Below are 21100 nucleotides of genomic sequence, written 5' to 3'. Positions count from 1 at the left end.
CGGGACACGGTCCGCCGGACGTGAACAGCCCTCCGGGCGTGACCAGTCCTTTGGGAGTGAACAGTCCTCCGGGCGTGATGCCACCGGGTCACCCTGGTGACCTGGTGGCATCACGCCCGCTGGGTATGGCGGTCCCCCGCCGGGCACGCGGTCCGGTGGCGGCCGCGCCGACTAGCTCTCGTCGTCCGCCCAGGCCAGCGAGGTGGTGACCGGGAGCTTCGGATGCCGGCGGGCCAGCTTCCAGCCGATGGTCACGCCGTCGACGCCGGAGACCACCACCCGCCGGGTACGCCCCAGGTCGAGCTTGGGCACCGCCTGGCGCCGGGCGATCCGCCACAGCACCAGCGGGCGGAACACCTGGTAGCCCCGGTTGAACACCTTCTGGTGGAAAGCGCCCGCCGCCCGGTTGTGTGCCCACTGCGCGACCGCCACGGTCAGCTCCGGCCGGAGCGCCGACATCCGGCGGGTCCGGCTCCGGGCCACCGAAAGGATCTTGCCCGGTGCCTGCCGGAGCAGCAGCTTCTCCGCCCGGAGCAGCGGGCGGCGCTCCTCGTGCGCGGCCAGCGGATGGATCCGGACGCTCTGTCCCAGCCCCACCCGGTTCGCCGCGCCCGGATCGGCGGTGATCAGGTCGACCTGCATGCCCCGGGCCACCACCGAGTGGGCGAAGGCCTTGCTCCGGCGTACGTTTCCGGCGCTGATCGCCACCATGACGACCCGGTCGGCGTCCCCGGCGACCGGCACCGGGAGCTGTCCCGATCGGCTCCCGCCCACCGCCGCCGCCCCGGCACCGACGGGCTCCGCGACGGCTGCCGGCGAGTCCGGAACCGGCTGCGGATCCAGGCCCTCCGGATCCAGCCCGTAGTGTCCCCGAAGCGCCGCCGCGACCGCCTGGCGGCCGTACCGGGCCAGCACGGCGGTACGCGCCGCCGCCGGGTTGAGCGTGCCGAGCCGTTCCCGCAGTTCCCGGAAGCCCTCGACGACCACCTTCGGGTCGTTGGTCAGGTCGACCAGGAGCCCGGCGGCCGGCTCGACACCGCTGAGGACGTCCTCGGCACCCGGGCTGCGGGTGGCGAAGACCGGCAGCCCGGTGACGACCGCCGCCGCGACGACGGTGCTGAAGGTCTCGTGCCGGCCCAGGTGCACCAGCAGGTCGTGGGCGTGCAGCAGCGCCGGGTACTCCTCGGCCGGCACGCCGGGCCGGAGCGTCACCCTGCCGGCGATGTCCAGGTCGCGGGCGCGCGCCCGGACCGCCCCGGCCATCGCCCCCGCGCCGACCACGGTGAGGGTCCCCTCCGGTTCCGCGCCCACGCTGCGGGCGAAGCCGGCCAGCAGGGCCCGGACGGCCCGCTCGTCCGCCAACTCCCCGACGTGCAGCCAGCGGAGCAGGTTGCCCGGCGGGGTCGGCCGGAGCGGGAACCGGTCACCGTCCACCGGGTAGGGCAGGACGTGCAGCTTCTCCGCGTACTGCGGGAACTGGGCGGCGACCAGGGCGCGCAGTTGCGGGTTGACGCAGAGCAGTGCCGCCGCCCGGCCCAGCATCTCGGCGTAGAGCTTCTTCGCCGCCGGCTGGGCGAGCAGGTCGGAGAGGCGTTCGGACTGTTCGGAGACGACGACCCGGGCATCGGGCCGGGCCAGCCGGACGGCCGGCAGCCCACCGGCGAGCCCGCCGTACGCGTGCACCAGCGGCGCCTCGACCCGCCCGGTGGGCAGCGCGGCCCGCAGCGCCCGCAGGTTCGCCTCGGCCTGTTCGGCGAAGGCCCGCGACGAAACCGGGTTCGGCACCGCGACCCGGGTCAGCTCGCCCCGGGGCGTGTCCGTCACCACCGGGAGGCTCCACTTCGGACCGAAGCGGTCGACCACCACGTCGATGTGCGGCGCGATCGCCGACTGCGGCGGGTACGGCCACTCCTCGGTGTGCAGCACCGAGACCCGCTCGACCGACGGGTCGACCGCGCCCAGCGCCGACGGGACGAACTCGGAGTCGGGGTCCTCGGGCGAGGGGTACCAGGGGGTGATCACCGCAAGATCGGTGAGCCCGGTACGCCGCTCCGGCTCGTCGGCCGGCTCCAGCCGGACGGCCAGGTCGGGGCGGCGGCGCAGCGCGGCCCAGGCCAGCGGCAACGCCTGCGGGTCGCCGACCACCAGCAGGTCGGCGTCGCGCAGCGGACCGCCCCGGCCGAGCAGCAGCCGGCGGGCCGCCCGCAGCGCCGCACGCGGCTCCGTCGCGCCGAGCCGGCGCACGGTCACCCCGGCCGGCGGCTCCAGCTTCTTCCACTGTGGATGGTTCGGCACCACGAGCGTGACCCGGGCGCCGCCCTCGGCCAGCCGGTCGACGTGCCAACGCGCGGCCCGGACCCGCTCCTTGCCCAGTGCGACATAGAGGACGTTCGAGTAGGTCATCGTCACCGACCCCCTTCCGCGAGCCGGCGCAGCCGGGCCTCCCACGGCCCGAGCGTCGCCGCCCGGGTGTACGTCTCCGCGTGCCGGACCGCCGCCTCGTGTGTGGTGGCGTCGAGATCCCGGGCGGCCTTGGCGGCGGCGACGAGCGACTGGGCCACACTCTCGGCGTCCAGCCGCTTGCCGGCGAACCACAGTGGATAGCCGGAGAGCACCTCGGTGGCGGCGATCTCGGGAATGTGCACCGAGACCACCGGCTTGCCGGTCGCCATGTACTCGAAGACCTTGCCGGAGGTCACGTACCTCGCACCCGGTACGCAGAAGACCAGCACGTCGGTCCGGTCGTACACCCCGGCGGCCTCGGTCTTGCCGAACGGGCCGCTGTAGCGCACGCCCAACTCCGCCTCCTCCTCGATCCGCGCCTTCAGCGGCGCGATGTTGTGCGGGAAGAAGCCGAGGTGACCGTGCACCTCCAGGGTGGCGGTGGCGAGCAGCGGATGCGCCTTGGCCAGCCGCCAGCCGGCGAAGAGCACGTCCAGCGGCATGTGGTTGGTGACCGTACCGAGGTAGCCGAAACGCAGTGGCTGGTCCGGATCCGGCGCCCGGAAGGTCGCCCGGCCGAGGATCTCCGGCTCCCAGCCGTTCGGCACCACCCGCATCCGGTCGGCGGCGAACGGATAGCGCTCGGCGTGCCACTGCCGCATTCCGTCGTTGACGAAGACGCTCTCCGCCGCGTTCCGCAGCACCCGCGCCTCCCAGCGCATCATCGTGCTGCCCTCGGGGAAGATCAGTTCCTCGGTGAACTGGTTGAAGGTCCAGGCGTCCCGGTAGTCGACGACGTACGGGATCCGGAGCATCCGGCCCAGCGCCCAGGCTGCCACGAACGAGACGAACGGGTTGCCGGTGGCCAGCACCAGGTCGTAGCGGCGCCGCAGGTGCCGCCTGAGCGCGGTGCGGAGCAGACCGGGCAGCCACCCGAGGTAGTGCTCGGGAAAGATCTTCTGCTGCCCGGCCTGGTAGATCCGCTCGCTGACGTTCGGGAACATGCCCCGGAAGAAACCGAACCTACGGACGTCGGTCTCCCAGTGGTGCACTCCGAGCTTGATCCGTTCCACCCGCACCCGGGGGTCGACGGTGGCCTCCAGCGTCTCGTCGCTGGCTCCGCCGAGGTGGTCGGCGAAGAACTCCCGGGGCGCGGTGAAGACGGTCACGTCCCAACCGTCCTCCGCCAGCCGGTTGGCGGTGGCCCGGGCCCGGAAGACCCCGCTGGCCCGGCTCGGCGGGAAATAGAACGACAGATAGAGGACCCGGGGAGGCCGAGAACGTCCCCGGGCGGACGGCGTGGCGATGGCGAGTCACTCCTGTCGGACAGCGGCGGGGACGCCGGGGACGGATACCGGTCTCAGCCGCCGATGACGATCCGGCGTACGTTCGGCCAGCGGGCCGGGTCGGTCACCCGGCGGCCGTCGACGACCACCCGTACGCCGGGCAGGTCGGTCTCGGCCAGGGTGCGGTACTCCGCGTGGTCGGCCTGCACCACCACTGCCTCGACCCGCTCGCCCTGGTAGGCCGGCAGCCCGAGCGCGGTCAGCTCCTCGGCGGAGTACATCGGGTCGGAGACGTACGGCTTCGCACCCCGGGCGCGCAGCGCCTCCACGGTCGGGAAGACCCCGGAGAAGGCCGTCTCCTTGACCCCGCCCCGGTACGCCGCACCGAGCACCAGCACCTCGACGTCGGTCAGGTCGCCCCAGGCGGCGGCGAGCAGCTCGACTGCGTAGTCCGGCATCCCGGCGTTGGCCTCGCGGGCCGCGCGGACGACGGTCGCGGACGGGTCGTTCCAGAGGTACATCCGGGGGTAGACCGGAATGCAGTGCCCACCGACCGCGATGCCCGGCGAGTGGATGTGGCTGTACGGCTGGGTGTTGCACGCCTCGATGACCTTGATGACGTCGACGCCCACGCTGTCGGCGAACCGGGCGAACTGGTTGGCCAGCCCGATGTTGACGTCCCGGTAGGTCGTCTCGGCGAGCTTGGCCAGCTCGGACGCCTCGGCCGAGCCGAGATCCCAGACGCCGTTCGGGCGGGACAGGTCGGGGCGCTCGTCGAAGTCGAGTACCGCCTCGTAGAACTCGACGCCGCGCTTCGCCGACGCCTCGTCCACCCCACCGACCAGCTTCGGGTAGCGGCGCAGGTCGGCGAAGACCCGGCCGGTCAGCACCCGCTCGGGGCTGAAGACCAGGGTGAAGTCGGTGCCGACCTTGAGCCCGGAGCCCTGCTCCAGCATCGGCGCCCAGCGGTTGCGGGTGGTGCCGACCGGCAGGGTGGTCTCGTAGCTGACCAGGGTGCCCGGCTTCAGCCCGGCCGCGATCGCCCGGGTGGCGTCGTCCATCCAGCCGAAGTCCGGGGTCCCCTCGGCGTCGACGAAGAGCGGCACCACCACGACCACGGCCTCGGACTCGGCGACCGCCGACGCGGTGTCGGTGGTGGCGGAGAGTCGACCGGCCGCCACCGCCTCCTTGAGCTTGACGTCCAGGTCGGCCTCGCCGGGGAACGGCACCGCGCCGTCGTTGACGAGCTTCACGACCCGCTCGGAGACGTCGGCGCCGATCACCGTGTGCCCCTTGTCGGCGAACTGCACGGCCAGCGGCAGGCCGATCTTCCCCAGAGCGACAACGCAGATTTTCATGCCTTCTACTTTCCTCCCTTGGGCAACCTGCGCCGAAGCTGGGCCATGACCCGGCGGGGCGTGACAGGTGCTATTGCGATCACAAGTTGCCCACGGTGACTCGTGGTGGGCGTGATGACGAAGAACCGGACCCCGCGACGGAAGACCATCCGGGGTGCGGTGGGGCGGGTCGGCATCCGCAACGGGCAGGAACCGGTGGTGCCGAACGCGGTCAACTGGGTCCGTACCGTGCACAGCGTGCCGCCGACCCCGACCCCGGCGAGCAACTGGTCCACCCGGAACCGGGCCTTCACGGTGGTGCCGTCGACGTCCCGGGTGGTCTCCAGGGTGCTGCCGACCACGTCACCGGCGGTCAGCCCGATCGGGCCGGAGGTGAGGCTTGCCAGGTTGCGCCGAGGCGTGTGCGCGGTGACCGTCAGCCCCCGGCTGCCGTCCGGGCCGGTCTCCCAGGCCAGGCCGACCGCGTCCATCCGGGCGAGCCAGTCGGCCGCGGTGTCCGAGACGTCGAACCAGCCGTCCGGCATCTCCAGCCGGGCGTCCCGGAAGCCCGGATAACCGGCGTACCAGCGGTCGCCGTCGACGATCGTCGGCGGTACGCCCTCCTCCGCGTCCTGCCTGATCACCGCTAGCAGGTCGTCGACATCGCCCCGCTGGGCGGTGGAGATCCGCAGTCGTGCCTCGATCTCCAGCCGGTCCCGGATGTCGTCGGTCAGATAGCGGTCGGCGAGGCTACGGATGCCGGCCACCACCCGCTCCTGCACCGCCCGGTCGAGCCCGAGGAAGTCGTCCTCCAGCAGCCGGGCGATCTCCCAGGCGAAGTGCCGGATCAGCACCGCGTCCCGCTGCTTGCCCGGCTCGATCAACCCGGCGACGAACTCCACCAACTGCTCGGCACAGCGCAGCCGCTCCTCGTGCCGGGAGCGATAGGTGATGTTGTGCGCGTTGAGCCGGCGTACGGCGTGGTAGAAGCGGTAGTCGGCGAGTACCGAGATCCGGTTCGCCCGGTAGCACGCCTCCAGGGTGAACGGCTGGTCGCTGCCGACCGGCATGTTCTCCGGATAGCGCAGCCCGTGCCGCTCGATCAGCTCCCGCCGGAACAGCTTCGTGTTCGACAGCGCCCAGGGCAGCGCCGAGTCGAACAGGTCGAGGTCGGTCTCGTTGCGGGCGAAGACCGCCTGGTGGATGTTGCGGCTGTTGACCCCGACCGTCTTGCCGAGCACCACGTCCGAGCCGTACTCGTCGGCGGCGGCCACCAGCCGTTCCAGCGCCTCGTCGCCGAGGTAGTCGTCGGCGCCGATGAAGAAGACGTAGCGACCGGTGGCCAGTTCCAGGCCCCGGTTGCTCGGCGCGGCCGGGCCACCCGAATTCGCCTGGTGGACCACCTTCACCGTCTCCGGATGGAGCTTGGCGAAACGGTCGAGTTCCCGGCCGCTGCCGTCGGTGGAGCCGTCGTCGACCGCGACGATCTCCATCCGGTCCCGGCCGATGCTCTGCCGGAGCAGCGAGTTCAGGCACTTGGTGAGGTAGGGCATGGTGTTGTAGACCGCCACCACCACGCTGACGTCGGGGGTACCCATCAGGCCGTCCTCACGCCGGCAACCCGACGGCCGGCCGGGAGTCGCCGGCCAGCGACCGCGGCGTCGGCGCACCGACCCCGGGCCGGGCCGAGCCGGGCAGCAGCCGGGTGTAGACCTCGTCGAGGATCCCGGCCTGCGCCTCCCAGGTCCAGCTCTCCAGCAGGCCGGGCCGGTCGTACGCGGCCCGGTAGCGCGCCGGGTCGGCGAGTACGGCCTGCACGGCGCGAACGTAGTCGGCCACGTCCTCGGCCCGGAACACCTCACCCTGCCCCGTCGACCGGACCGTCTCGGCCATCGTCTTGACGTCGCTGACCACGATCGGCAGCCGGGCGTGCGAGTACTCGAAGAACTTGGTGATCAGCGCGATCTCGTGGTTGGGCCAGTGGTGGATCGGGATCACCCCGACGTCCGCTCCGGCCAGGAAGGGCACCACCTGCCAGTGCGCCACGTACGGCAGCACGTGCACCCGGTCGGTCACCCCGAGCCGGTCGGCCCGGCGCAGCACCTCCCGCATCTGCGGGCCGGCCGGCTTGTTGACCACGAGCGCGACGTGCACCCCGGGCAGCTTCGGCAGCGCCGCCACTGTGATGTCGATGCCGCGCTGGCTGCTCGCCGCGCCGCTGTAGACCAGCAGCGGCACCTGCGCCCCGATCCCGCAGAGCCGGCGGATGTCCGGCTGCGGCTCGTCGACCCCGGTCGGCCGGTCACCGACGGCCGGCGCGTTGAACACCACGGCCGGGCGCTCGGTCAGCCCGTGCTGCCCGCGCAGCAGGTCGCCGAGCGCCTCGGAGACGGTCACCACGGCGTCGGCGTACCGGGCGTACTCCCGCTCGTGTCCGACGTTCGCCGGCAGCCATCGGGCGTTGTCCCGCCACGGCTTGAGCCCGGGCAGGAACTCGTGGGCGTCCCAGACCAGTTTGATCGTCCGGCCGGCGGCCGCTGCCCTGATCTTGGCTCGGGCAGCCACTCCGAGCATCCGGAAGTCGTTGGCGTGGATCAGGTCCGGGACCAGCTCGTCCACGACCGGCCCGTACGCCAGTTCCCAGTCCCAGAGTCCGGGTTCGAGCCGGCGCCACGCCCCGTCGCCGCGCATCCGCTGCCAGAACCAGGTGTAGGCGCGGTCCCACGGGTTGCGGAACCTGCGACCGTTCTGCGCCCGGGTGAGCTGCCAGTAGCGGAAGGAGACCCAGCGGCGGCGGGCCTGGGCCGCCAGCAGCCGCAGCCGGAGCAGCCGCTGCCCGAGCGGGTCGGGACGGCCGGACCGGGCGGCCAGGGTGAGCTGCGCCGCACGGAACCGCAGGTCGGCCTGGCGGGCCTTGGCCGCCTGGGCCCGCCACGGGGCGATGCCGTTCGGTGGATAGGCGAGCGGCCAGCGCAGCCAGGCGCGGCGGTAGTCGTGGCGACGTCGGGCCAGCGGGTCCGGCATCGGCAGCAGCCGGACCTCGGCGTCGCCGAGCCGCCAGCTCTGCGGCTGCCCGTGCGGGGAGCGGCCGAGCAGGATCACCTCCCAGCCGGCGGCAGCGGCCGAACGGGCCGCCTTCTGCACCCGGGAGTCACCGTTCACCCCGTTGTCGACAAGCATCACCACGCGCCCACGCGCGCTCCGCGCCTCGGCGGCGCCGTCGAACTCCATGACTGTGTCTTCGCTGCCCTTCCGGTCGGGGCTTTCCAGAGGACTCCGGCGAGTGTACGGCAATCCCGACCGCGGTTGCCGATCGTGACCGTCGACCCGTATCGATCATCGTCGGCACCGGAACGGCTACCGGCCGGAGAGGTGATCCCGCAGGTGGTGCCGGTACGGGCCGCTCGGGTCAGCCGGTGGTTTCGAGCGTGCGTTGCGTACCGGTAGTGACGAGGTGACCCGGAACATCCGGTTGCGCGGTGGACGGACGACCGGGCAGCAGCCGCCGGTAGACCTCCTCCAGCACCCGGGCCTGCGCCTCCCAGGTCCAGCTCTCCAGCAGCCCCGGTCGGTCGTAGGCGGCCCGGTAGCGCGCCGGGTCCGCCAGCACCGCCCGGACCGCGCGGATGTAGTCCTGCACGTCCTGGGCCCGGAACACCTCGCCCTGCCCGGTGGAGCGGACGGTCGCGGCCATCGTCCGCACGTCGCTGACCACCATCGGCAGCCGGGCCTGGGAGTACTCGAAGAACTTGTTGCTGAGCGCGATCTCGTGGTTGGTCAGGTGCACCAGCGGGCTGACCGCGGCGTTGGCGGTGGAGAGGAACTCGGAGACCTGCCAGTGCGGGACGTACGGCAGCAGGTGCACCCGGTCGGCCACGCCGAGCTTGCCGGCCCGGTCCAGCAACTTGTCGATCGAGGCGGTCGAGCGCTTCCCCGGCGGCACCGAGACGAGCGCGACGTGCACGTCGGTAAGCGTCGGCAGGGCATCGATCATGACGTCCACGCCGCGCACCGGGGCGATCCCGCCGGAGTACGCCAGCAGCGGGGTCTCCGGGCCCAGCCCGCACCGGGTGCGGATGTCCGTCACCGGCTCGTCCGCCCCGGACTCGGTCGACCGGTCCCGCACCGTCACGTCCGGCGCGTTCATCACCACGGTGGGCAGTTCGGCCAGCCCGTGCGACTCCTTCAGCAGCTCGGCCAGCCCCTCGGAGACGGTCAGCACCTCGTCGGCGAAGGGCGCGTACTCGCGCTCGTGCGCGACGTGGGCCTTCAGCCAGCGGCCCCGCTTGGTCGCCGAGCTGAGGCCCGGCAGGAACTCGTGGGCGTCCCAGACCAGTTTCACGTCCCGGCCGGCGGCTCGGGCCCGGACCGTCGCCCGGGCACCCACCCCGACCATCCGGTAGTCGTGCGCGTGGATCAGGTCGGGAGCCAGCTCGTCGATCACCGAACCGAAGGCCAGCTCGTAGTCCCAGAGTCCGGGCTCCAGCCGCCGCCAGCTCCGGTCGCCCTGCACGGCGGGCCAGAACCAGGTGTAGAAGCGGTCGATCGGGCCCTCCAGCCTGCGCCGGGCGCGCTGGGCGCTGGTCAGCTGCCAGTAGCGGAACGAGACCCACTTCTTCAGCAGCGCCGCCGCCTGCCCCTCCAGGCGCAGCCGCCGGGCGCCGCCGGGCGGCGCCGGCCAGCCGGTGTGCTTGGCGACGGCGAGCTGCGCGGCCCGGACCCGCAGGTCGGCCTGCCAGGCCCGGACCCACTGCGCGCGGTGCTCGGCGATCCCGCTCGGCGGGTACGCCAGCGGCCCGCGCCGGAAGACCCGGCGGAACTCGTGCCGCTTCTTCGCCAGCGGCTGCGGGAACGGCACCAGCCGGACCTCGGCCTGGCCGAGCTGCCAGGTCTGCGGCTGGCCGGTCGGTGAGCAGCCGAGCAGGATGACGTCCCAGCCGGCCTCGGCGGCCGAACGGGCGACCTTCTGCACCCGGGAGTCACCGGTGACCCCGTTGTCGACCAACATGACAATCCGCCGACGGGAGTCGGAGATCCCGGCCGCGCCGTCAACCACCATCTTTGGCCTTCCCGCCTTCCAAGGGGCCCGAGGACGCGACGAGCATACGGCAACCGCCCGGAACCCATCGGCGCGGCCGAATCGCCGGCACCGCCACTACCGCCTAGTATTCGCTCGATGAGGATGCCGGCCCAACCGGAAGTGCCCTCCCAGGCCACCTCCGTTGCGGAGACCAGCGGATCCACCCCGACGATCACCGGCGAGACCCCGGTCACCACCCGCGCGGCAGCCGGTGGCGACCGGCCCGTACGGCAGTACGGGCTGGACGGGCTCCGGGTGCTCGCCATCTGCGGGGTGGTCGCGATCCATGTGATCGGGCTGGTACTCGGACACGACGACCTGCGGCACACGGTGACCTGGTGGACCGCCGCCGCGATCGACCTCGGGGCGACCTGGGCCGTCCCCGTCTTCGTTATGATCAGCGGTGCGCTCACCCTGGCACCCCGGGCGCACGCCGCCGGACCTGTCGCGTTCTATCGCAAGCGGTTCGCCCGGATCATCCCCGCCCTGGTGGTCTGGCACCTCGTCTACCTGGTCGGGGTACGGATGCTCTGGCGCGGTGAGGAGCTGACCCTGACCCTGCTGGCCCGCAACCTGATGGACGCCAGGGTCTTCACCGCGCTCTACTTCCTCTGGCTGATCGCCGGGCTCTACCTGGTCGCCCCGGTGCTGGCGGCGTTCCTCAAGGACGGCGGGCGACGCCGGGCGATGATCCTCGCCGGGGTGGCCATGGCCTTCACCCTGGTCACCTTCACGGCCTCCGCGATGGCCACCATGATCGGCGCTCCCCGCCCGATCCACCTCGGCGCGCTGACCATGTGGTGGCCGTACGTCGGATACTTCCTGGCCGGTTGGGCGCTGCACCGGGTGGTGCTGGGCCGGCGCGGCCTGCTGGCGGCAGGGGTGCTCGCGGTGCTGCTGATGACCGAGGCGGTCTGGCAGTGGGGAGTCTCGCCGGAGCACCGCTGGCTCCAGACGCTCCTGCCGGTCGGCTACCTCGGCGGCACGGTGGCGGCCGCGGCGATCTGCCTCTTCCTGCTCGCCGTCGGGATCGGCGCCCGGGTCACCCCGTCGGAGCGGTCCGGCCGGCTCCTCGTCCGACTCTCCGACGCCACCTTCGGGGTGTTCCTGGTCCATCTGCTGGTGCTGGAACTGCTCCGGCAGACCGTGCCCGGGGTGGCCGAGGGGCGCTCGCTGCCGCTCATGCTCGGCGCGTACCTGGTGATCCTGGTCGTCTCGTTCGCGGCCTCGCTCGGTGCCGCCCGGGTGCCGTACCTGCGCGCCATCGTTTGAGCGGTTTCGCCCCACCCCTACCGGGTCGTTCGGTTCTGTCCGGTCGACACCGTGTTAGCGTCGGCCACCGACAGGTACGCCGGGCGCGAGGCGAGGTGAGCGAGGGTGGAGCTGCTCTCCGCCGAGGAGAACGACGCCTACTGGAACGACAGGCACCGGCGGGAGGGCGACCTGCGCTCCGGCGGCGACATGTCCTTCGACGAGCCGACGAACCGGATGTTCTACATCCTGCGCCTGAGCCTGCTGCTGGACATCATCGGCCACCAGTCCGACCCGGTCGCACCGCTGTTCCTGCTCGACGCCGGCTGCGGCAAGGGCTGGTTCAGCCGGGAACTGGCCCGGTTCGGTCACCAGGTCGACGGGATCGACGCCAGCGAGAGCGCGCTGGCGTACTGCCGTGAGCAGGGTGGCGGTGCCCGGTACTTCCGGTCCACGCTCTCGGGCTGGCGCAGCCGGTGGCCGTACGACGTGGTGTTCTCGGTCGACGTGCTCTTCCACGTACTCGACGATGCCGAGTGGGAGCGGTCGGTGCGCAACCTCGCCTCGCTGGTCCGGCTCCGGGGCCGGCTGGTCCTCGCCGACTGGGGCGGGGACGGCGACCGCAGGTACGGCAACTACCAGGTCGTCCGGGGCCGGGACCGGTACGTCGGCCTGGCCCGGGAGTGCGGCCTGGAGTTCGAGGGCTGGCGGCCGTACGCGTTCCGGGGCAATCCCAACGGGTTCCACGTCTTCACCCGGACCGGCTGAGGAGGGAAGCGATGCGGATCTCCGAGATCCTCCCCCGCTATCTCGACGGGGTACGCGAGGTGGTCGACGTCAGCCACCCGGACGTCAAGCTGGAACGGCAACTGCGGCTGCCGCCGGAGGTGGGCTACCGCCGCCAGCCGCTCGACGAGACGGCCGAGTTCGGCCCCGAGTCCCTGCCACTCTGCCTGCTCGGCGCCGACTCGCCCGCGCACACCGACCCGGACGCGCTGACCCCGATGCTGCGGCGGGCCCGCCCCGGCACCCGCGCGGCGCTGCTGATCGCCTGGTCGGTCGAGGAGTTGCCGTACCACCGGCTGGTCGGGCCGCTGGTGGCCGGGCGGTGCCAGATCCGGGAGGTCTCGCCGCTGGACCGGGTCGCCATCCGAGGGGTCTGCGCCGCGCTCGTCGTCGAGCGGGTGGAGCGGCTCGCCCCGCTGCGCGGCTATCTGATCGACGCCCGTACCCCGGTCGAGCCGGCCGGCACCGGCCCGGGACGGGAGCCGGAACCGGACGGCGATGACGCGGCCGAGCTGGCCACCCTGCTCCGGGTGGTGAACGAGTACCAGCTCGCCGACCTGGTGAGCCGGCCGGTGCGGCGGCGACTGGCCGAGCTGACCGATCGGGTCGAGGCGCAGGACCGGCTGCTCGCGCAGCGGGACACCGAACTGCGCGAGGCGCGGCGCCGGCTCGCCGAGGTCGAGTCGTCGGCCGGGTACCGGCTCGGCAGCGCCTTCGCCCGGGGAGCCCGGGAACCGGCGCGGGCGCTTGTCGGCGTACCCCGGGAACTGGCCCGGGCCTGGCGCGGGCGCCGCCGGCGGTCGGCTGGGAGATCACCCACGGGGTGACGTATCGTGTGGAAGACCGGGGCTGCTGTACCATTCCCGCCTTGTCGCGCGAAGCGTGCGCGGCCGGAAGCGTACGAGTCAGCACGATGCCCCGCATTCCACCGTCGATCGACGCCGGGAGTAATCCGCAGTGAAGGTTGTCAGCGTTGTCGGAGCCCGCCCGCAGTTGGTGAAACTCGCCCCGATCGCGGCGGCCTTCGCCCGAACGGATCACGAGCACGTCATCGTGCACACCGGTCAGCACTACGACGCCGACCTCTCCGACGTCTTCTTCTCCGGCCTGGGCATCCCCGACCCGGACGTGCACCTCGGGGTCGGCTCCGGCAGCCACGGGGTGCAGACCGGCGCGGTGCTGGCCGGCATCGACCCGGTGCTGGCCGAGCAGAACCCGGACTGGGTGCTGGTCTACGGCGACACCAACTCGACGCTGGCCGGCGCGGTCTCGGCGGTCAAGCAGCACCTGAAGGTCGCCCACCTGGAGGCCGGGCTGCGCTCGTTCAACCGGCGGATGCCCGAGGAGCACAACCGGGTACTCACCGACCACGCCGCCGACCTGCTGCTCGCCCCGACCGAGGAGGCCATGCGGCACCTCGCCGACGAGGGGCTGGCCGCCCGTTCCGTGCTGGCCGGAGACGTGATGGTCGACGTCTGCCTGCGGATCCGGGACGCCGTGCTGGCCGGCGAGCACCCCCGGCCCGCCCTGCCGGAGGGGATCGACCCGACCGCGCCGTACCTGCTCGCCACGCTGCACCGGGCGGAGAACACCGACGACCCGCAGCGGCTCGCCGGGCTGGTCGGGGCGCTTGCCGCGCTCCCGGTACCGGTCGCCCTGTTGGCGCACCCCCGGCTGCTGGCCCGCGCGGAGCAGTACGGCCTGAAGCTCGCCCAGGGCGCCATCCACGTCGGCCGCCCGGTCGGGTACGCCGCCATGGTCGCCGCGGTGCTCGGCTCGGCCGGCGTGGTCACCGACTCGGGCGGGTTGCAGAAGGAGGCGTTCCTGCTCGGCCGGGTCTGCACCACGCTGCGCCCGGAGACCGAGTGGGTCGAGACCCTCGACGGCGACTGGAACCGGCTCGTCCCGGACCCGGCCGGTACGCCCGACTGGATCGGCACGGCGACCCGGCCCACGCCGACCACCGAGCGTGCCGCCCCGTACGGCGACGGCACCGCCGCACAGCGGGTCGTCGAGATCCTCGAACGGCATGCCTGACCCAGACCGCCCGGCGAACCGAGGACCGAATCAGGTGCAGACGAACCCCGCCAGCGACGTCGCCGTCGTCACCCCCTGGTATCCCACCGGCCAGCGCCCGTTCCGGGGCGCCTTCGTGCAGGCGATGGTGGAGGCGACCGCACCGGAATACCAGCAGGTCACGGTCTACCACACCGACGAGTGGGGGCACCGGCTGCCGGCGGAGACCGGCACCGCGATCGACGAGGCGTTCCGGGTTCTGCTGCCGCAGGGCGTACACCGCCGGCCGACCGTCGGCGGTGCCGACCTGGTGCACCTGCCGGTGGTGATGCCGGTGACCCCGGACTACGCGACGATCTCCCGCAACCACTCCGAGGCGCTCCGGGCGGCGCTCGGCAACGCCCCGATCGACGCCCCGGTGGTGCACGCCCACGTCGGGCTCCCCGGCGGCTGGGCGGCGCTGGAGAACGCCCGCCCGGACGCGCGGGTCTTCGTGACCGAGCACGCCACCTTCCTCAACCTGGTGCTGGAACAGCCCGAGGCCCGGGCGATGTACGACGACCTGCTGCACCGCTGCGCCGGCTTCTTCGCCGTCGGCGACGCCGTACGCAATCCGCTGGTCGAGGCGTTTCCGCACCACGCCGGGCGGATCGGTTTCATCCCCAACCCGATCTCGTTCGACCAGCCCCGGGCCACCCCGGTCAGCGCGTTGCACCGCTGGCTCTTCGTCGGTGGCCTGCTCCCCCGCAAGGGCGTCGCCTGGCTGCTGGAGGCGTTCGCCAAGTGCCGGGCCGAGGAGCCTGCGCTGTCGCTCACCTTCGTCGGCGAGGGACAGCTGCGCAAGGACCTGACCCGGCGGGCCGCCGAACTCGGCGTCGCCGAGGCGGTCACCTTCGCGGGTGCGCTGCCGCCGGACGAGGCCCTGCGGATGATGCGCGAGCACGACCTGCTGGTGCACCCGAGCCGGTTCGAGACCTTCGGCATGACCGTCGTCGAGGCGATCGCCGCCGGTACGCCGGTGCTGGTCACCCGCTGCGGCGGGCCGGAGGAGACGCTGGCCGGGCTGGAGGAGGCGGCCGGCGAACTGATCCCGGTCGAGGAGAACGCCGAATCCATCGTGGACGGTTACCGCCGGCTGCGGGACCGTTTCCCGCACGGCCTCGACCTGGCCCGCGCCCGGCGGGAACTCGCCGACAGGTACAGCTATCCCGCCGTCGCCCGCAGCCACCGGGAGGCGTGGTTCGGCGGGTCGAGCGCGCCGGTGTCGACCACGAGCGGATGGGATGCCCGCACCGATGGCTGAACCGCAGGTGTTGATCCTGGCCCTGGAGGGCTCCCGCCGGCTCGCCGTGCTGGCCGACGTCGACCGGGTGATCGCCGCCGGTGGCAGCGCCACCCTGGTGGTCAGCGACATGGCCAAGTGGCGCAAGGAGAAGCTGCCCAAGCAGCTCCGGGTCGTCGACCTGACCAAGCTCGAACTCCGGCTGGCACCGCTCGCCGTCGAGCAACTGGTGCTGGTCCGGGGACCGGGGTTCCTGTTCAAGGCGGTCGGCCGGGGGCCACTGGCCGGCAGGTCGAAGAAGGCCAACCGGGCGTACCAGCGGGCGTTCGCGGACCGGGTGCACCGCCGGGTCGGCCTGCCGGTCTACCGGCGACTCTTCCAGCCGCTCTACGCGAAGAAGGGCGACCCCCGGCTGCGGCTGCTCGACAGGTACGTGCTCCAGCCGGGTCGCTTCGACGTCCTGGTGGTGAGCGATCCGGGCTCGATGCCGGCCGCCGCCACCATCCTGACCGACCTGACGGCCCGCGGCGCCACCCCGAAGCTCTGCTTCGACGCCAGCGCCCTGCTGTAAGGAAGGGCCCCTTCTTATACAAAAAGCGATAAGAAGGGGCCCTTCCTTACACGTCAGCTGGCGAGGAAGCTGGCGAACGCCGCCGCGGTACGCCGGCCGTCGTGGTACTCCCGGACGTACGCCACCGACTCGGCGCCCCGGCGCGCGGTGCCGGCCCGGTCGTCGAGCAGTGACTCCAGCACCTGGCGCAGGTTGGCCGGGGTGGCGTTCACGATCGGCGGGGTGGTGCCGACGGTCGCCGCCACGCTGTCGCTCAGGTACGCCACCACCGGCTTACCGGCGGCCATCGCCTCGACCGCGAAGGTGCCGTAGCTGCCGGTGGTGAACTGGTCGATCACGATGTCACTGGTCTTGACCAGCTCCGTCATGTCCTTCCAGGCGACGTTCTCGGCCAGCTTCAGCTCGATCGCGCCCCGCGCGTGCAGCTCGTCGAGCACCGGCAGGATCCGGTCGGTCCCCTTGGTCCAGCGCTTCGACGGGCCGTGCAGCACCACCGGCCGGGTCCGCTCCATCACCGGCTGGTCGGTGGCCCAGGCGTCCAGGTCCACCACAAGCGGCGCCCAGGTGGCCCAGGGCAGGTCGTCGAGCAGGTCCGGGGTGGTGACGAAGAGCGGCAACCCGGTCTCCTCGGCCACCTTCCGGTTCAGCTCGGCCCGCGCCGTGTAGCGCTCGACGTAGCCGTCCGGGGCGTCCCGGAACAGCGAGTACTCGTGCCGGGCCAGGTGCCGCCTGGGGTGGCGTACCTCGCTGCCGTGGCCGAGCAACGCAACCTTGATCTTGGCGCGTTGCAACGCCGGCAGGTCGCCGGAGATGTTGTTGCCGTTCAGGTGCCCGAAGAACGGCAGGAAGGCGTCCGCCACCAGGTGGGTGTAGCGGCCGATCGCCCGCTGCACCTGTTCGAGCTGGCAGTCCAGGTCGGGCAACCGGGCCTGGTCGACGTAGACGTCCGCCGGATAGAGCAGCGTCGGCGAGGTCTTCACCATCACGACCTCGGCCGAGACCTCCGGGTTGCTCCGGCAGATCGCCTGGGCGAAGGTGGCGAGCTGGCCGGCGTAGTTGGCCGGGCCGAGCCCCAGCCGGACCTTCGTGTTGTCCAGCGGACGCCACCGGGGCAGCGGCCCCGGCTCGGTGGCCGGGCCGGCGACCGGCACCGGCTGCTCGGTCAGCGACCAGCGCACCTCCGGGCGCGGGTTCGGCGGGGTGATCCCGGAGATCTCCGAGTAGAGCCGCATCAGGCCGGCGCTCTGCGTCTCCCAGGAGAGGTCGTGCAGGATCTCCTCGGAGATCGCGTCGGCCAACTGCTTCCGGTTCGCCATCGCGTGCGTCACCGTCGCCACGAAACTCGCCGCGTCGTCGGACCGGAACACCTCGCCGACCTTGTGCTTGCGGACGTACGCGCTGAGCGTCTTCACGTCGCTGACCACCACCGGCAGCCCGCCGTGCAGGTACTCCGCCAGCTTGGTCGGCAGCGAGATCTCGTAGTTCAGCGTCCGCTTCGAGCAGATCAGGCCGAGGTCCGCCGAGGAGAGATAGTCCGGTACGGCGTGCTGCGGCACGTACGGCACCACGTGTACCCGGTCCCGCACGCCCAGCTTGTCGGCCTTCTCCAGCAGCATCGTCAGCTCGGGGCTGGTCCGTCCGGAGACGACCGCGAGATGGAACTCCGGCAGCTCCGGCAGGGCGTCGACGGCCACCCCGAGCCCCCGCTCGGCGGCGAGCCAGCCGGAGTAGACCAGCAGCGGCACGTCAGGTTCCAGGCCACAGGCCCGGCGTACCGAATAGGTGTCCCGGCCGGTGTTGACCGTCTCCCGGATCGGCACGTTCCGGACCACCAGCGGGGTCTTCTTCAGCTTGTAGTCCTTGCGCAGCAGCTCGGCGATCTCCGGGGAGACCGTCACCACCGCGTCGGCGAAGCCGATGAACTCCTTCTCCAGCGCGTTGAAGGCGCTGGCCTGCAACGGCTCGGGCCAGTCCACCCCGCGCACGTACTCGTGCGCGTCGTAGAGCCACCTGACCTTCTGGCCCCGGGCCCGCATCCGGGCCACGCTCTGCGCCGCCGTACCGATCATCGTGATGTCGTTGGCGTGGATGACGTCCGGCTTGAACTCCTCGATCGCCGGCCCGAACGCCAGGTCGAGGTCGAGCAGGTACGGCCAGTCCTTGGCCCACTGGCCGGTCGGCGCGGCCTGGTAGCGCTGCTCCCACTGGAAGGCCCGGACCCGCAGCTTGTGGGTGAGCCGGCGGGCCCGGACCAGTGCGCCGAGCGCCCGGCTGGCCGGTACGACGATCGCGTTCGCCGCCGCGGAGCGGCCCTCGGTGGACCGCATCCGGCCGATCCGGGCGGTGGTCTGCCGCACCCAGGTCTGGTTGGCCGCCCGGGTACGCGCCAGCGCCTCCTTGTCGGCGATCCCGAACTGGGTGACGATGCGGCGGAGCTTGTGCCCCTTCTGCTTGGCCCGCATGTGCGCGGCGACGCCGACCCGGACGACCTGGACGGCGCCCATTGTGGACTTCACGGCGCGTCCCCGTCCGGCGCCGATCAGCAGCACCTCCCAGCCGGCCCGCGCCGCCGAGATGGCGGTTTTCTGTACCCGGGAGTCCCCGGTGATGCCGTTTCCGACGATCACTGCCAGTCGCGGTCGGCGAGCGGGCGGTGTCATGCGCGATCCTCCAGATAAGACGAGCTGACTCTTGCCCGACCGTGACGGGCCTGTGCGAACACCACCGGTTGTTCTCGGGCGTCTTTCGCGGAAACCGCGCGCGGCACCGGGCCGCGCGCGGAATCAGCCGGTCGTGGAGAGGTCGTCGACGGTCCGGTCGCCCGGCGCCACCGACACCGTGCTGCCGTCGGCGGCGGACTGCAGCACCGCCGCCGCCACCTGGACCGTACGCAGGCCCTGGCGCAGCGTCACGATGTCGCTGTCCTTGCCCTCCACCGCGTCACGGAACCGCTCGTGCTCGACGAGCAGCGGCTCGCGCTTCGGGATGGCGTAGCGCACCATGTCGCCCTCGGCCACTCCACGGAACGCGCGCAGCGCCTCCCACTCGGTGTCGATCGCGGCGTTGGCGTAGAAGGTGAGGTCCGCGGTGAGGGTGTCGGCGACGAAGCACCCCCGGTCGCCGGTGATCACCGTCGACCGCTCCTTGAGCGGGCTCAGCCAGTTCACCAGGTGGTTGACCATCGTGCCGTCGGCGAGCTGGCCGACCGCAGCAACCATGTCCTCGTGCAGCCGGCCGCTGCGGGAGACCGTGCGGGCCGAGACCGAGGTGTATTCCTGGCCGGTCACCCAACTGGTCAGGTCGATGTCGTGGGTCGCCAGGTCCATCACCACGCCGACGTCGGCGATCCGGTGCGGGAACGGCCCCTGCCGGCGGGTGACGACCTGGAAGACCTCGCCCAGCTCGCCCGCTTCCAGCCGGCTGCGCAGGTTCTGCAAGGCCGGGTTGTACCGCTCGATGTGCCCGACCCCGGCGACCAGCCCGGCCGCCTCGAAGGCCGCCACCAGCCGCTGCGCGGTCTCGACGGACTGGGCGAGCGGCTTCTCGATGAGCGCGCTGATGCCGTTGGCCGCGAGTTCCAGACCGACCTGCTCGTGCAGCGCGGTCGGGCAGGCCACCACCGCGTAGTCGAGCTTCATCGCGATCAGCTCGGCCAGGGTCGCCACCACCGGCGCCCGGACCGTGCCGGTCGAGTCGCCGGCCGGATCGGCGACACCGACCAGCTCCACACCGTCCAGGTTGGACAGCACCCGGGCGTGGTTGCGCCCCATCGCGCCCAGCCCGATCAGGCCGGCGCGCAGGGTACGCCCCGGGCCGCTGACGACACTCACTGTGAGCCCTCCAGGCTGTTCACCGCGTCGGCGATCCGCTCCAGGTCGGTCGCGCTCAGCGAGGGGTGGATCGGCAGCGAGACCACCTCGCGGGCGGCGCGCTCGGTCTCCGGCAGGGTCCACGGACCCGGCTGGCCGTCCTTGCCGAGATACGGCTTCAACCGGTGGATCGGAGTGGGATAGTACACGGCGTTACCGATGCCACGGTCCAGCAGTTGCTGCTGGGCGGCGTCCCGGTCCCCGGTGATTCGGATCGTGTACTGGTGGTAGACGTGCCGCGCCGCGTCGGCCACCGGCGGGGTGATCGCGGCGGTGATCCGGGAGTCGAGGAACTTGGCGTTCGACCGCCGCTGCTCGGTCCACTCCGGGAGCTGCTTGAGCTGTACCCGGCCGATCGCCGCGGCCACGTCGGTGAGCCGCATGTTGGCCCCGACGATCTCGTTGGCGTACCGCTGTTCCATGCCCTGGTTGCGCAGCAGCCGCAGGGTCCGGGCCAGCTCGGCGTCGGCGGTGGTGATCATGCCGCCCTCGAGGGCGTGCATGTTCTTTGTGGGATAGAAGCTGAAGCACCCGGCGGTGCCGAAGCTGCCGACCGGCTGCCCGTTCAGGGCCGCGGCGTGCGCCTGGGCGGCGTCCTCCACGACGGCCAGGTTGTGCCGCTGCGCGATCGGCATCAGCCGGTCCATCGCGGCGGGGTGGCCGTAGAGGTGCACCGGCATGATCGCCACGGTGCGCGGGGTGATCGCGGCCTCGACGGCGGCCGGGTCCAGGCAGAAGCTGCCGGCCTCGATGTCGGCGAAGACCGGCTCGGCGCCGACCAGGCGGACGGCGTTCGCGCTCGCCGCGAAGGAGAACGACGGCACCACGACCTCGTCGCCGGGGCCGATCCCCAGCGCCATCAGGGTCAGTTGCAGGGCGGAGGTGCCGGAGTTGACCGCGACACAGTGCCGCCCGGCGACCAGCTCGGAGAACTCCTCCTCGAACGCGGCCACCTCGGGCCCCTGGACCACCCGGCCGCTGCGGAGCACCCGTACGGCGGCCTCGATCTCAGCTTCTCCGATGACCGGTTTCGCGGGTGGAATCAGGTCTTGCTGCCCAGTCATGGGCATCCTCCTGTCGACGAGGGGATCGCGTCCGGCAGCGATGCTAGCTCTTGACGCGGTCGATGAAATGGGTGGTGGGGTTCTGGTAACGGGGTGGACTCGGGGTCCCGGGGGGT

The 21100-nt window shown here is 72.2% G+C and carries 15 protein-coding genes; 6 read left to right on the top strand and 9 right to left on the bottom strand.

Annotated elements, in window-relative coordinates; all coding sequences use genetic code 11:
• Positions 1 to 171: 171 nt before the first annotated feature.
• The 6 genes from CLT71_RS00415 to CLT71_RS00390 form a co-directional block, all read right to left on the bottom strand.
• Positions 172 to 2403, bottom strand: a complete 2232-nt coding sequence (locus CLT71_RS00415; protein ID WP_101365326.1) for a glycosyltransferase — start codon at positions 2401 to 2403, stop codon at positions 172 to 174.
• A gap of 2 nt (positions 2404 to 2405) precedes the next feature.
• Complete coding sequence (locus tag CLT71_RS00410; protein WP_486483635.1) at positions 2406 to 3698, bottom strand: glycosyltransferase; 1293 nt, start codon at positions 3696 to 3698, stop codon at positions 2406 to 2408.
• Positions 3699 to 3802: 104 nt separating this feature from the next.
• Positions 3803 to 5086, bottom strand: coding sequence for a nucleotide sugar dehydrogenase (locus CLT71_RS00405; protein ID WP_101365324.1), 1284 nt, complete (start codon positions 5084 to 5086; stop codon positions 3803 to 3805).
• Positions 5087 to 5091: 5 nt separating this feature from the next.
• Positions 5092 to 6663, bottom strand: a complete 1572-nt coding sequence (locus CLT71_RS00400) for a glycosyltransferase family 2 protein (protein WP_101371005.1) — start codon at positions 6661 to 6663, stop codon at positions 5092 to 5094.
• Positions 6664 to 6673: 10 nt separating this feature from the next.
• Complete coding sequence (locus CLT71_RS00395) at positions 6674 to 8296, bottom strand: glycosyltransferase family 4 protein (protein ID WP_486482955.1); 1623 nt, start codon at positions 8294 to 8296, stop codon at positions 6674 to 6676.
• Between the two features lie 178 nt (positions 8297 to 8474).
• Positions 8475 to 10073, bottom strand: a complete 1599-nt coding sequence (locus CLT71_RS00390; RefSeq protein WP_101371003.1) for a glycosyltransferase family 4 protein — start codon at positions 10071 to 10073, stop codon at positions 8475 to 8477.
• Between the two features lie 168 nt (positions 10074 to 10241).
• On the opposite strand from CLT71_RS00390, the gene CLT71_RS36855 reads away from it, so the two are divergent.
• The 6 genes from CLT71_RS36855 (at position 10242) to CLT71_RS00360 (ending at position 16051) form a co-directional block, all read left to right on the top strand.
• Positions 10242 to 11417, top strand: coding sequence for an acyltransferase family protein (locus tag CLT71_RS36855; protein ID WP_101365323.1), 1176 nt, complete (start codon positions 10242 to 10244; stop codon positions 11415 to 11417).
• 105 nt (positions 11418 to 11522) lie between these two features.
• The gene (locus CLT71_RS00380) at positions 11523 to 12164 is read left to right on the top strand and encodes a methyltransferase domain-containing protein (protein WP_101365322.1); all 642 of its coding nucleotides are present in this window, start codon (positions 11523 to 11525) and stop codon (positions 12162 to 12164) included.
• Positions 12165 to 12175: 11 nt separating this feature from the next.
• Positions 12176 to 13009: a hypothetical protein gene (locus tag CLT71_RS00375; RefSeq protein WP_101365321.1), complete on the top strand. Its 834-nt coding sequence runs from the start codon at positions 12176 to 12178 to the stop codon at positions 13007 to 13009.
• A gap of 130 nt (positions 13010 to 13139) precedes the next feature.
• On the top strand, positions 13140 to 14219 hold the full coding sequence (wecB, locus tag CLT71_RS00370; protein ID WP_101365320.1) for a non-hydrolyzing UDP-N-acetylglucosamine 2-epimerase: 1080 nt from the start codon (positions 13140 to 13142) through the stop codon (positions 14217 to 14219).
• Between the two features lie 34 nt (positions 14220 to 14253).
• Positions 14254 to 15501 (top strand): glycosyltransferase family 4 protein, encoded by a 1248-nt coding sequence (locus CLT71_RS00365; RefSeq protein ID WP_486482954.1) that lies wholly within the window; start codon positions 14254 to 14256, stop codon positions 15499 to 15501.
• The gene (locus tag CLT71_RS00360; protein WP_143743314.1) at positions 15494 to 16051 is read left to right on the top strand and encodes a hypothetical protein; all 558 of its coding nucleotides are present in this window, start codon (positions 15494 to 15496) and stop codon (positions 16049 to 16051) included. The genes CLT71_RS00365 and CLT71_RS00360 overlap by 8 nt, the downstream gene beginning before the upstream one ends.
• Before the next feature lie 53 nt (positions 16052 to 16104).
• Here CLT71_RS00360 and CLT71_RS00355 read toward each other — a convergent pair whose 3' ends face one another.
• The 3 genes from CLT71_RS00355 to CLT71_RS00345 all read right to left on the bottom strand — a co-directional run bounded on the left by CLT71_RS00355 (position 16105) and on the right by CLT71_RS00345 (position 20984).
• Positions 16105 to 18711, bottom strand: a complete 2607-nt coding sequence (locus tag CLT71_RS00355) for a glycosyltransferase family 4 protein (RefSeq protein WP_101365318.1) — start codon at positions 18709 to 18711, stop codon at positions 16105 to 16107.
• Positions 18712 to 18834: 123 nt separating this feature from the next.
• Positions 18835 to 19881 (bottom strand): Gfo/Idh/MocA family protein, encoded by a 1047-nt coding sequence (locus tag CLT71_RS00350; RefSeq protein WP_101365317.1) that lies wholly within the window; start codon positions 19879 to 19881, stop codon positions 18835 to 18837.
• A complete protein-coding gene (locus tag CLT71_RS00345; RefSeq protein WP_101365316.1) occupies positions 19878 to 20984 on the bottom strand; it encodes a DegT/DnrJ/EryC1/StrS aminotransferase family protein in 1107 nt (368 codons plus the stop codon). Before CLT71_RS00345 ends, CLT71_RS00350 begins: the two co-directional genes overlap by 4 nt.
• Positions 20985 to 21100 lie beyond the last annotated feature (116 nt).

The sequence above is a fragment of the Plantactinospora sp. CNZ320 genome, assembly GCF_002846275.1.
This window is presented reverse-complemented; position numbering and strand designations above follow the sequence as displayed.